The following is a 12583-nucleotide window of genomic DNA, read 5'->3' on the forward strand; positions in this document are numbered from 1 at the left end:
AACGGTCATTCCTCCCTATTAAGTCAAGCGTTTTCCCTTAAAATATAAGGGATTTTTATTAGTTACTCTCAGATAAATGAGCCACGGTGATGGACATTTTCCTGTATCTGGTACGAAAATAGCTGGTTTTGGGTATACGAAAGTAAAACGTCTTCTTTGGAGTGTTTTACATGGCCTTGTGTATGCCCTTCCATCTGCGGCAGCGCACCTCCCGTATCTACCAGGATCATCCTGCATTTCTGCAGGAGTCCTAACTTCCTTCGTTCCGCCTGTCCATAACCAGGGTGTCAGCTTAGCTCCTTTACAGGGTCTTGCCCTATGGAAAATATTCCTGCCGACTACTGGCTCATTCTTTGTAATTCATCTTACTGACTTGATTAGCAATGGTTCTCTTGCTGGCACTTTCGTGGACGTTCTCCCAGTTTTGATTCCCTATGCATAGAAAACCATCTGGCAATCCGATTTTTTATTCGGGTAAGTTCTTCCTGCGTCTGGAAGCGCAGGTTCGACAGGCTTCTGATCTCTGCGTAAATACCGGTTGGTATATAAGGATAAGAAAATCTTCCTTCATTTACCAACGCTGCGATTGTTTTGGGATCTTTTCGGTCATTCTTGCTTGGACTGTTATCATCCAGTTCTTTTGACTTTTTAACATGGTGCGGATTTACATGCACAGGCTTCATTCCGTTGTCCTGCAGGAACTTTCCCAATGCAAACCAATAGTGTCCTGTTGGCTCCATTCCGGGAATCACAACGTTTTTTCCATGCTTTTCTGCAAGATCCTCCATCCATGCTTTAAATGTCAGGAAACCAGCCTCTGTATTGCTAAACTCCAGCGGTTTCTTCGTATACTCATAATTCCGCCAGTCGAATGCTCTGGCATAATGAGTTTCACTGCCGACATCGATTCCTACAATCAAAGTTTTTTCAGTTATGGATGCAATTTTTGCGTTCTGTGTGTTATAATTCATTTCGATACCTCTGCACCTACAATAGCCGGCATACTTAACGATACTCCGTCAACGTCATATACTCCATGAATCATATGCGATACCGGGAGTATTGATTTTTCATCTCTCATAATCACTTCGCAGATTCTTTTTACAGACATTGCAATTCCATAATATGTAGCGTGCTTTTTGTTTATAATCTCATAAGCACTGTTCTTGACTGCTGTAGCTATTTCTGCCGTGTTTTCCTTGTGCTTGTAATGTCCACGCATTTCACACATTTCACTCAATGGAACACCGGATACATTGGCTGATGACCATGCTACAACTTCACTGTCTCCATGCTCACCTACTATAAATGCGTGAACACTCCTGCTGTCCACAGATAAATACTCACCAAACTTATATCTTAATCGCGCACTGTCCCCGATCCAATAACCCTGTTTTCCGGGAGTCCTGATAACTTTATGGCTACCTGTGTCAAAATATCTACCGGATTCGCTACTACAAGCATGATACCTGCAAAATTTCTCTTTGCTATTTCAGGAATGATTGACTTAAATATTGCTACATTTTTATTTACTAGATCAAGCCTTGTCTCTCCAGGTTTTTGCCCCGCTCCGGCAGATATGACAACAATTTCAGCATCAGCTACATCATCATAATCTCCAGCATATATCTTCATCGGACTGGCAAACGGAATACCATGACTGATATCCATTGCTTCTCCCTCTGCCTTGTTCTTGTCTACATCGATAAGAACAAGCTCTGTAAACAAGCCACTCTGCATCAGGGCAAATACCGATGCAGAACCAACAAAGCCGCAGCCTATCATTACTGCTTTTTTGAATTAATCACTTTCTTCTTCGTAATAATCTCATCCCCTTAATAATTCTCTTCATGTACTTCAAAATAGCTCTGTGGATGATTACATACCGGACATATTTCAGGTGCCTTAGTTCCTACCACAATATGTCCGCAGTTGCGGCATTCCCATACTTTAACTTCACTCTTTTCAAAAACTTTAGCAGTTTCAATATTCTTAAGAAGTGCACGATATCTTTCCTCATGGTGCTTCTCAATCTCACCTACTGCCCTGAATTTTGCTGCAAGCTCAGGGAATCCTTCTTCCTCAGCTGTTTTAGCAAAGCCTTCATACATATCTGTCCACTCATAATTTTCGCCTTCTGCCGCTGCCGCCAGGTTTTCCTTTGTATCACCAATTCCTGCTAATTCCTTGAACCACATCTTTGCATGTTCTTTCTCATTATCTGCAGTTTTTAAAAACAATGCTGACATCTGCTCGTAGCCTTCCTTTTTCGCTACAGAAGCAAAATAGGTATACTTATTTCTTGCCTGCGATTCCCCTGCAAATGCCTCCTGTAAATTTTTCTCAGTCTGTGTTCCTACGTATTTGTTTGCTACCATTTCTTTTTCCTCCGTTTTCTTTACTTTTTTTCAAAATCTGATGCTGGGTGCTTACATAACGGACATATAAAATCATCCGGTAATTCTTCTCCTACATATTCATATCCACAAATTCTGCAACGCCATATTGTCTGCCCATCCTCGGTTTTTCCGACTGCCTGTGGCTTAGGTTTAATATTATTCTGGTAATAATCATATGTGACAGAAGGAACATTACTTAAAACTTCCATATCTGTTATCTCACCGATAAACATTGTATGTGATCCTAAGTCCTCCGTTTTATTAACTGTTACAGAAATGTATGCATTTGTACCTTCTGTAATATAATAAATACCATTTGTACCTCTAGCACACTTTTCAAATGCTTCAAATTTATTGGTATCCCTTCCTGATTGAAAGCCAAAATATTTGAACAATTCAAACTGTGCCTTCTGACTTAAGACTGATACTGTGAATTTTCCAGTTCTCTGAATCATGTCATGCGTGTAATTTGCTTTGTTGACGCAGATACTTAACTGGTTCGGTTCTGAAGCTGCCTGAATGGCTGTATTAATAATACATCCATTGTCTTTTTCATCTTCCCTGGCAGTCAGTACAAACAATCCATAACTCAAATTATACATTGCTTTCCTATCCATTTTTTTCCTCCCTGCATTTTGGGCAAATACCTTTAAATGAAATATCATAATCCAAAAATTCGATTCCATGCGTGTTATGAATTCTTTCCAGCAAATCCGGTATTTCATCCATATCCACATCTGAAACCTCACCGCATTTTGCACACCTGACATGGTAATGATTTTTCAACGAAAAATCGAACCTATTCGGTCCATCCGGAACTTCAACCTTCCTTAACGAACCCTCATCTACCAATATATCAAGATTTCTATATACAGTTCCTTTTCCGATCGTAGGATATGCTGCTTTTATAAATTCATACACTTCATTTGCTGTAACATGTCTTCTCATTTCATATACGGCATTTCTTACAAGATCTTTTTGAATGGTATTTCTCCTACTCGTCATCAGTCCACCTTATTAGGATTTGTTCTTAATAAGGATTATATATCATCATTATTATATTATCAATAACATAATAATAATTCTCATTATTATTAAAAGATGCCCATGCTGAGCATCTTTTATCTAAATCATTGTTTTATTTTTCGTTCAAAAACATATTCAGTTTCTGATGATAAATCAGAACGGAATGAATAACCAAGTCTGTCGAATTTCTTAATATCCAGCGGATTCTCAATATTATTTTCTGCCATAAATCTGACCATTTCACCACGAGCCATCTTGGCATATGTACCTTTTGTTACCATTTTATCTCCAGATGCTTCACAAAATGTAACCGAAATATATCTGTCCTGTGGTGTCAAATACTTTTCTATACATTTTGAGTATTCTTTTGATGCAAGATTAATGATAATCCTGCTGTCATCTATTACTGAGCGGTATAACAAGTCACCCCAGTACTCATACAGATTTTTGGCATCTCCAATCCTGATCTTTGCCTGCATTTCCAAACGATAAGGTGTCACACCATCCATTGGTTTCAGAGAACCATAAAATGCAGACAATATTCTCAAATGATTTTGCACATACTCAAGCTGCATATCTTCAAACACAGATGGTGCCATATATTGAAAAGCAATTCCTTCATATGATAAAACAGCCGGACTGAGCATCTGATAAAGATTCATATTTCCCAATCTATTGAAATTTTGTTCTGCAATCTTGTCATTACATCTCCAAATGCCTTTCAGTTCCTCTTTTGACTTACTTTTCAACCAACTTTGTATCTCTGTCGTCTTTTCAATAAATTCAGGCAATGCATCCGGTTCAATACTGTCAGTATCTGTAATCATCTTTTTAGCAGGGGATAATATTATCTTCATTAATCTAATTCCTTAAGCATATTTTCAGGATCATCTGCAGCCTTGACTTTGTCATTTGCCTTTATAATAACCCCCTGTTCATCAATAAGATATGTGGTTCTTACTACTCCCATAGATACTTTGCCATAATTTTTCTTTTCTTTCCATACATCATAAGCTTCAATAACTTTTCGCTCTGGATCTGCTAAAAGTGTAAATGCCAATCCATATTTTTCCTCAAATCTCTTGTGAGACGCTACAGAATCCTTACTGACTCCAAGAATAACTGCACCTTTTTCGGTAAACTGAGGGTATCTCTCGGAAAAACCACATGCCTGCTTCGTACATCCTGGTGTATTATCCCTTGGGTAAAAATACAAAATCACTTTTTTTCCTGTATAATCCGATAATCTATGTATTTTCCCATTTTGATCTGGCAACTCAAAATCAGGTGCCTTAATTCCTACTTCCAACATTATTTATTCCTCCCTATCTGTAACTTTCTCTTTTTTTGCCTTTTCTTTTCTATTCCCAGTAATCATTTTATGACCTGTATATATCGCCATTACCATACATAACATAGAACTTAAAGCAAAGTATTTATGACTTGATTTTAGCTTTTTATATCCAGTGTAATAAGTCCCAAACATTGTAATTAATGCTCCAACTGACCAATATTTATGTGCTTTCATGTAATTCCTCCATTTTTTCAGTGTATTCAATTGTAATTATACTCTGCCACATTCCTGTGTCAATTTGATAATAGCGCATTCCTATAAATTTTTCAGAATATTATGGTTAAAACACGGCCTATATTGGACCAACTCTCACGGCTGATTTCCTTGTTTTTTGTAATTGGTTGTGTGGTTCCGGCCGGTAATTGCGCTCCTGTTCCTTGAAAATGACCACTGAACCCACTTGAAATGTCGACATTTCAGAAGGCTTTTTCTGGAAATATAGTCTAATATATGATATTATAAGACTATATAAAAGGAAGGCCGGAAATGCCCATTTTATCAGCATCTCCGGCGTTCTGTCCGTTATTCAAGCTCGACAGCTACTAATCAATTTTGTTTAGAGATTATTTGCTATCGTATTTGCCTTTCTTTTCATTCTTTGATTTGTCCATATTATTCTGCCTGTATAAGCTAATGGTATCATTTTGTTATCGCTGTTGATAACATCGCCTGAACAACTGTGGATAATAGCAATATGTTCCGATACAGATTATAACAACTTTGCTTAGAAAATCAACATGTTTTTAATTTTCGTTCTGTAATGTTGCATCAGATAATCTGCAATACAGATTGCCATCTCCTTCTTCCCTATACGCTTCAAAGATTCCTTCAACTACAATCTCTGCATTATCTTCCGGATACTCCTCTGGATAAATATGTGTGCCATCTCCCCATACAAATTCCATTCCCTGAGCACAACAGGCAGTTACATCCTGAATAACGCAATAAAAGTAATATTTTTTTGTAGCCTCGTAATATGTAGCATAAAAATTTCCATCGATTCGGAATATTTTTCCTTCGTATTCTTCAGGTGTAACCATCATCTGGTATACTGTTGCATATACCAGATCACTACTCATTTGCGTAAGGTCATAATCAACAATTCCATTCGTTTTTTGAATATCTTCTGTGTCTTTTATAGTACTTTCAGTTTCCTTGCTTAATTCGTCACTCGGCGATAGATTCTCATTGTCCGTTGTTTTGTCTTTATTTTCATTATCTATCTGCTCATTTATTATCTTATTAACAGAATTTGCCGTAGTGATATTTTTCCCACCAACACTCTTTTTATTACTACATCCCGTCATCAGTAAAATACACAAGAACAGCACCATATATTTAATCAACTTTTTCATGAGCGTCCTCCTATTTTTCCAATAGCACAACTAACCATAAATGCTACAATATCGATTGCCACTATCGTTGATCCTACCGGAGTTCCTGCCAGAATAGACAATAAAATCCCAACCACTGCACAAACTACCGATAGTATAACAGAGCATATCGTAACGCTAAAAAATGTCTTGTATACTCGCATTGCCGACAATGCCGGGAATATCACCAGTGCAGAAATCAGCAACGAACCGACTAAATTCATTGCAAGAACAATAATCACCGCTGTAATAACAGCAATTAACAGATTGTAAAAATCGGTTTTCATTCCCGTAGCTTTTGCAAATGTTTCATCAAATGTAACACAGAAAATTTTATAATAAAATATAACAAAAACAACCACTACAATAACTGACAAGATGCTACATAATACCACCTGTTCTTTTGTCAATGTCAATATGGACGTTGATCCAAACAATGTACTACACACATCTCCTGAAAGATTTGGACCCGTAGCGAACAGATTCATCAGCAGATAGCCGATTGCCAACGCTCCTACCGAAATCATAGCAATCGCTGCATCTCCTTTTATCTTTGTGTTCTGTCCTGTCCGCAATAACAAAACCGCACAAATAACCGTTACAGGCAAAATAAATATCATATTATTTGTAAAATTCAAAACGGATGCTACCGCCATAGCTCCAAATGCCACATGAGATAAACCATCTCCTATGAAAGAAAAACGCTTCAATACCAAAGTAACACCAAGCAAAGAAGAACAGAGTGCGATCAACACACCAACAATCAAAGCATACCTCACAAATGGGTACTGAAAATAAAAAATCAATTTATCAATCAAACAGTACACCTTCTCTCATATTCCTGCTTCGTTCCATAAAATACTTTTTCTCCAATGTGTACAATATGGCTGGCATATTTCATGGCTGCTTTTATATCGTGAGAAATCATAATAATCGTAATCTTATCTTCCCTGTTTATTTTTTCAACAATACGGTACATCTCATCCGTTACTTTCGGATCAAGACCAGATACCGGCTCATCTAATAATAATATTTTCTTTGTTGCACATAGTGCTCTTGCAAGTAAAACCCTCTGTTGCTGTCCTCCTGACAATTCCCGATAGCATCGATTTGCCAGATTTGTAATCTGTAGCTTTTCCATCATTTCACTCGCACGTTTTTTCTCTGATCGGTTATAAAATGGTCGCATGCCTACACGATTCTGACATCCGGAGAGAATAATCTCTCTCACGGATGCAGGAAAATCTCTTTGTATTATCGTCTGCTGTGGTAAATATCCGATTTCATCGCTCTTTACTCCAGCTCCAAACGTGATTTTTCCACGAATGGGCTGTTGCAGGTTTAGCAATGTTCTCATCAAGGTGGATTTACCAGATCCATTTTCTCCGATTATGCAAAGATAATCTCCATCTTTCACAGAAAAGTTGATATCTTGCAGCAGTACTTTTCCATCATATCCAATCGCCAGATTTTGACAGATAATCTGTTCCATAGCTCCTCCTACTGCAATGCCTCCTGCAAAACATTTAAGTTATTTTCCATAATTGAAAAATAAGTCGCTCCTTTTTTCACATCATCAGATGTCGTTGACTGCATAGAATCTAATGTTAAAATACCCTGATTTTTTTCTTTTGTATTTTCAATAATTGTTTTCGCAATTTTCTGGTCAGACTTTTCGATTGTCATGATATTTTTTAATCCAAGTTCGTCTGTCTTTCCTGCTAAAAACGTAATTGTTTCAAAGCTGGCTTCTGTCTCCGCTGAGCATCCAACAAAAGCTGCATAATAACTTAATCCATAATCATCTACCATATATCTGAACGGAAATCTATCCCCAAATAACAGTGTCTTCTGTGAAGCTGAGTCTACTGTTTCCTGATACTTCTTATCCAGTTCATCCAGTTTATCTGCATAAGCCTTTTCATTTTCCTGATAAGTATTCGCATTTTCAGTATCTATTTCAGCAAGATCATCAGCGATTGCCTTGCAAAGAACTTTTGCATTTCTTAAAGAAAGCCATACATGCTCGTCGTATTCCGCTTCTTCCTCGGCTCCATCTTTCGCCTCTTCTTCCTCTGCTTCCATGCCTTCAACAACCTCTTCTTCTTTTACACTGCTTCCAAGCACATCTAATAAATTTATGACTTTCATATCTTTATTAACAGCTTCCTTTAATGTATCTTCTACCCATGCATCTGACTCCCCGCCAACATAAATAAAAAGGTCACAATCAGAAATTTTCATAATATCATCCGCAGTAGGCTGATAACTATGCAGATCTACTCCATTGTCAAGAAGCATCGTAAGATCCATGTTAGATACTTCATCTCCTGCAATCTCTTTTACCCAGTCATATTCTGGAAATACGGTTGTAACAACTTTAACCTGCTTATCATTATTATCTTTTGCCTGTGTATTGGTATTGGAATTATTTTGACCGCAAGCAGAAAGGCAGCATACTGCCATAACTGCTGCTAAAAGAATAGAAATATATTTTTTCATTGAATAAAACCTCCATTTTTATCTTAACTTTTCTAAAAAAGGGTACAAAAACAGAAAGGTACACCCTTAGGACTACCCTTTCTGCTTTATAAAAAAGTTTTATTCAATCGTTTAGTCTTACCTTTTGACTTACAAGAGATGTATCAGAAACAATTAAAAACTGACCTGTTATCAATAGTGCAAACAATATCAGCATCGGATTTATGGTTGCAATCGTAATCGTACCATTACCTACATTCCTTAATGTCTGCTCTGCTTGATGAATATTGGCACAAATCGGACAGTCTTCGCCTGTACAGTAATGATTTTCTTCTTTTACAATATAGAAAAGAGAAGCAAATGTAACAAATATGAATAAAATGCATACTGCCATTGAAAATACTCTTTTTTTCTTCGTATTCATTTGTTTCTCCTTTCCCACAATCACACTGTGTTTTTAATTTTGTGTTTTCTTACATTCACTGCATATTCCATAAAATACTGTACGCAGAGAATCCATCTCAAAACCATGATGTTCCATCATATGTTGTTTCAGACTTTCCACTTCATTACACTGCAAATGAATTAGCTTTCCACATTTTTCACATTTGCAATGATAGCATACCATCTGATTTTCTTTTTCATGGCTGCCCATATATTCAAAACAGGCACTGCTGATTCCGTCTACAACATATTTAGCAACCAGACCTTCTTCGACCATTTTCTCCAGATGGCGATAAACAGTTGTTGTTCCAATGGATATCCCCTTTTTCTGAAAATATTCACAAATGTCATTTACGGTAACATGGCTGCCTTGAACTGATTTCAAAAAAGTAAGTAATTCGGTCATTTGCTTTGTCTTGTATGGTGCTTTCGCCAAATCAATCACCTCGCTTCTCAATTTGAAAACCATTTTCATTTTATCACATAATTCCATTTTGTCAATATAATTTGAAAATCGTTTTCATTTTATTGTTGATAAATAAGTTCTCTATTCACAATCTCCCTCGCACATGCCTGTATGTTATTCATTCTTCCACCCCATTCCCAGGCATTATCCGCCTTCAACTGCTCCGTAATTCCCTGGGCCTGTTCTTCTATATCTGCCAGATAACTGTTCAGTCTGCAACTCATGAGCAGATCAAGATATACATTCCTGCGGTATTCCTTCAAATACCGCAAATGTCTTTTTCCCCATACTCCAATAAATCTCGATTCTTCTTCGTCCGGCAAAGTAAGGCAAGGGATAAAATAATCCCCATGTCTGATATAAGTGCCACCCATTTCTTCAAAAATTGTTTTCTTCATAATCTGTTCCACCTTTCTTATCGCTCCATGTCTCTGGATTTCTTCTTTGTCCGCTTCGACTGCTGTCTGCCTTCCTGCTGATAGCTGTGCAGTTTTTTCAGCACACTTATCTTTGTCGGCGGGTCTGATGTCTGTTTCTTCTTCTGTGCTGTCTGATTCTTCCACTCTCGCAGATCCTTGTTATATTCCCGGATCAGCTCCTCTGATTTGTGATATGCCTTTGCAAAAGATTGAACATCTGGATAGCCTGCCTGTTTTACATTTTGCTCCATATCCGTGTGTATCCGCTTCTTCAGTTTCTCTGTCTGTTTGATTTTACTCTCTAAAGACTTCCGTTCTTTTCCTTTGAAAAATCCCTTTGTTTCGGAAAACTGCTTCTTCATGGAAGAAATCTCCTGCTGTGCCTGTTTCATTTCCTGTGACTGCTTCTGGAGTTTATCCATCAATATCCACATAAATGACCAGGTGTTTATCTATGGGAAATTGGCATATGGACTTAGTCGTTTCACAAAACTGCTTCTTTCCAAATACCAGATCCACCCTAAAAGCGTTTTCAATCTTGGAAACAGCGAAGCAGCTTACTTATGTGCTGGATCCGGTTTTGGGGTTACCTTTTCTTCCGAAGAATATCTTAAAATCCCTTTTCCAGATGAATATACCCGTCCTATTATCTGTTCGATTGAAAACGTTTTATGGAAACGTCCCATTGTACTTGCCTGCAAAAGCAGCCGTTTGGAAGAACCCCTGATCCAGGATATGGCATCTATCATCCGGCTGTTGTTCTTTCAGACCTCCGACTGTTAATGTTTCACATTCCCATCCACCTGCTGGAATGGAATCTCGATTCCAGTAACGTCATACTCCAACTTGATCCCATATAGAAACCCCGGTACATGAACTGTACCGGGGAAGAAAAATTTCGTTATTTAATTTATCTACTTGACGGGTAGCACATCATTTACAAGGGTTTGCGGGGAATGTCTTATTCAAACTCGATTTTTACAATTGTATCTTTAAATAAAAACAAGTTAAATCCAGTGTTTTTCACATCATCATTTTCTACATTGTCTCTAAAATATGCATTATTTAAGTTTTTTGCAAGCATATTGCAAGCACAGGTTTTATTGTGCATAGATTGTCACTTGTTTTCAATGACACAGCGTTCGGCTGCATATTCTAAAAAAATGCCAATCAATTCATTTCGGCTATGCCCTGTTTGGGCTGATATTTTATCCAGTTTCTCTACAGTTTCCTCTTTCAATCGCACGGAGAATGTTTTATACCCATCATCTCCTTTTGTTCTTTTAGGATGTAATACTAATTTTTCTTCTTTCATGCCAAATCACCTCTATGTTAAATTTTATGTTTTCATAGATGTGATTTATATGTTATAATTTATGTTATAAATTATATTAGAGGGATTGAAATGAACTCAGACGAATTATACACGTTGAAAAGTATGGTACTTGAAAACTACGAGCAGTACCATGACGGTCTTAGAATACTCTTAGAAAGCGATAAGGGGCTTTACAAGGCGTTTCGACAGTCTCCCCGTACAAAGTACCTAAAGACAGAGAACTTCTATTTAACGTCAAAAGAACGCCTTACGTACATGATGGGATTCATTGATGCCTTAGCTTGGCTGACAAGACAAGGAAAGTTAGTGCCAGATACATTCCCGACAGATATCGCAGGATTCACAGACCCAGAGGAAACCCCTGAAGAACGTGCAGAATATTTTGAGCAACGATACAAGGACTTGTCGCCAGAACAGCGTGCCGAACTGGAAGCGTTTGATAAAGAAAACGAAGAAATGTGGCTTGAACAAGTCGAAGAAAGCATTAAAGAGAATAAAGTAATCAACAATCTGATTCTGCGTATTATCACTGGGGAAGATTAGAAATTGGAAACTCATACGATATGTGCTTCGATGAACGATTATGAGGTGTGAATATGAACAATTACAACTATGATGATGAAATACGAGAGGAACGGCTTGCAAGGGAAATTGGTAGGAAGTTTACCGAGTTAGGATTTGGTACCGTTCAGACAGATGAAGAATATGAGAAGTCAAAGAAAAATTTCAAAAAAAAGAAAAACGAGACATGTTTTTTGTTTCTATTTTCAGTGGATTGAGAACGATTATTTACACGCCACTATCCATTGCGTTTCATGCAGTTTCTTTTGTAGCAAAAGGGATTGGCTACATTTCTTCTTTCGGACTGATTGCAGGAGTTTACTATCTGTATCAGTCTTTTTGTGCTTTCAAGAGCGGTATTCCGTTTGGAGAAATCGGAGAATTGAACAAGGCAGTATGCTTCATCATCTTTCCTTTTGTTGCTTATCTGGTAAGCTATGTTTGCGAAAAAATCCACATTTACTTTGAAGAAAATGCATACTAATGCTATCGTTGAATATTAACAGAACAGTATAAGGAAACCAAAGAATTATGGTGTGAAGAAGTCGAAGAAAGCATTAAAAAGAATATCCCAAAAGCGATGCATTTAAATTTTAAACACATTGCTTTTGGGATGTTAATAAGTCAAGTCCACTTTTATTTGGTTCAACAAACTTGAATTTGACGGGAGTATCCCAAAGTTTGTGTAAACCTCCAAACTGATGTAAGATAAAATTACTCAGTT

At 37.4% G+C, this 12583-nt stretch carries 18 protein-coding genes and 1 pseudogene; 2 read left to right on the top strand and 17 right to left on the bottom strand.

Annotated features, from left to right (window positions below; genetic code table 11):
* Positions 1 to 377 precede the first annotated feature (377 nt).
* From DW819_RS07410 to DW819_RS07495, 17 genes and pseudogenes are all read right to left on the bottom strand, one after another.
* Positions 378 to 920 carry a transposase gene (locus DW819_RS07410; protein ID WP_347560184.1) on the bottom strand — a complete coding sequence of 181 codons (543 nt, stop codon included), beginning with the start codon at positions 918 to 920 and terminating at the stop codon, positions 378 to 380.
* 23 nt (positions 921 to 943) lie between these two features.
* A pseudogene (locus DW819_RS07415) lies at positions 944 to 1785 on the bottom strand (L-lactate dehydrogenase); the annotation flags it as partial.
* Between the two features lie 50 nt (positions 1786 to 1835).
* Positions 1836 to 2378: a rubrerythrin gene (rbr, locus tag DW819_RS07420; RefSeq protein ID WP_118732747.1), complete on the bottom strand. Its 543-nt coding sequence runs from the start codon at positions 2376 to 2378 to the stop codon at positions 1836 to 1838.
* Positions 2379 to 2398: 20 nt separating this feature from the next.
* Positions 2399 to 3016, bottom strand: coding sequence for a flavin reductase (locus DW819_RS07425; protein ID WP_118732748.1), 618 nt, complete (start codon positions 3014 to 3016; stop codon positions 2399 to 2401).
* Positions 3009 to 3404 (bottom strand): transcriptional repressor, encoded by a 396-nt coding sequence (locus DW819_RS07430; RefSeq protein ID WP_118732749.1) that lies wholly within the window; start codon positions 3402 to 3404, stop codon positions 3009 to 3011. The genes DW819_RS07425 and DW819_RS07430 overlap by 8 nt, the downstream gene beginning before the upstream one ends.
* Positions 3405 to 3529: 125 nt before the next feature.
* Positions 3530 to 4282, bottom strand: coding sequence for a peroxide stress protein YaaA (gene yaaA, locus DW819_RS07435; protein ID WP_118732750.1), 753 nt, complete (start codon positions 4280 to 4282; stop codon positions 3530 to 3532).
* The gene (gene bcp, locus DW819_RS07440) at positions 4282 to 4737 is read right to left on the bottom strand and encodes a thioredoxin-dependent thiol peroxidase (RefSeq protein WP_118543348.1); all 456 of its coding nucleotides are present in this window, start codon (positions 4735 to 4737) and stop codon (positions 4282 to 4284) included. Before bcp ends, yaaA begins: the two co-directional genes overlap by 1 nt.
* A gap of 3 nt (positions 4738 to 4740) precedes the next feature.
* The gene (locus DW819_RS07445; RefSeq protein WP_117649891.1) at positions 4741 to 4953 is read right to left on the bottom strand and encodes a DUF6219 family protein; all 213 of its coding nucleotides are present in this window, start codon (positions 4951 to 4953) and stop codon (positions 4741 to 4743) included.
* Positions 4954 to 5522: 569 nt separating this feature from the next.
* Entirely contained in the window at positions 5523 to 6134 is a 612-nt protein-coding gene (locus DW819_RS07450; protein ID WP_118732751.1) for a hypothetical protein, read from the bottom strand.
* Positions 6131 to 6979: a metal ABC transporter permease gene (locus tag DW819_RS07455; protein WP_182432589.1), complete on the bottom strand. Its 849-nt coding sequence runs from the start codon at positions 6977 to 6979 to the stop codon at positions 6131 to 6133. Before DW819_RS07455 ends, DW819_RS07450 begins: the two co-directional genes overlap by 4 nt.
* Positions 6967 to 7644 carry an ABC transporter ATP-binding protein gene (locus DW819_RS07460; protein WP_118136249.1) on the bottom strand — a complete coding sequence of 226 codons (678 nt, stop codon included), beginning with the start codon at positions 7642 to 7644 and terminating at the stop codon, positions 6967 to 6969. The genes DW819_RS07455 and DW819_RS07460 overlap by 13 nt, the downstream gene beginning before the upstream one ends.
* A gap of 8 nt (positions 7645 to 7652) precedes the next feature.
* A complete protein-coding gene (locus DW819_RS07465) occupies positions 7653 to 8654 on the bottom strand; it encodes a metal ABC transporter substrate-binding protein (RefSeq protein ID WP_118732753.1) in 1002 nt (333 codons plus the stop codon).
* A gap of 103 nt (positions 8655 to 8757) precedes the next feature.
* Complete coding sequence (locus tag DW819_RS07470) at positions 8758 to 9057, bottom strand: hypothetical protein (RefSeq protein ID WP_243025673.1); 300 nt, start codon at positions 9055 to 9057, stop codon at positions 8758 to 8760.
* 33 nt (positions 9058 to 9090) lie between these two features.
* On the bottom strand, positions 9091 to 9522 hold the full coding sequence (locus DW819_RS07475) for a transcriptional repressor (protein ID WP_347560186.1): 432 nt from the start codon (positions 9520 to 9522) through the stop codon (positions 9091 to 9093).
* Positions 9523 to 9602: 80 nt separating this feature from the next.
* Positions 9603 to 9941, bottom strand: coding sequence for a TnpV protein (locus DW819_RS07480; protein WP_118732755.1), 339 nt, complete (start codon positions 9939 to 9941; stop codon positions 9603 to 9605).
* 17 nt (positions 9942 to 9958) lie between these two features.
* Complete coding sequence (locus DW819_RS07485; RefSeq protein ID WP_147353165.1) at positions 9959 to 10354, bottom strand: hypothetical protein; 396 nt, start codon at positions 10352 to 10354, stop codon at positions 9959 to 9961.
* A gap of 725 nt (positions 10355 to 11079) precedes the next feature.
* A complete protein-coding gene (locus DW819_RS07495; protein ID WP_118732758.1) occupies positions 11080 to 11277 on the bottom strand; it encodes a ribbon-helix-helix protein, CopG family in 198 nt (65 codons plus the stop codon).
* Between the two features lie 90 nt (positions 11278 to 11367).
* On the opposite strand from DW819_RS07495, the gene DW819_RS07500 reads away from it, so the two are divergent.
* Together DW819_RS07500 and DW819_RS15930 are read left to right on the top strand one after the other, a co-directional pair.
* Positions 11368 to 11841: a hypothetical protein gene (locus DW819_RS07500; protein ID WP_118732759.1), complete on the top strand. Its 474-nt coding sequence runs from the start codon at positions 11368 to 11370 to the stop codon at positions 11839 to 11841.
* 53 nt (positions 11842 to 11894) lie between these two features.
* On the top strand, positions 11895 to 12077 hold the full coding sequence (locus DW819_RS15930; RefSeq protein ID WP_243025675.1) for a hypothetical protein: 183 nt from the start codon (positions 11895 to 11897) through the stop codon (positions 12075 to 12077).
* The last annotated feature ends 506 nt before the right edge of the window (positions 12078 to 12583 follow it).

Origin of the sequence: Clostridium sp. AM33-3, assembly GCF_003480315.1 — a bacterium.
GTDB lineage: Bacteria > Bacillota > Clostridia > Lachnospirales > Lachnospiraceae > Brotaphodocola.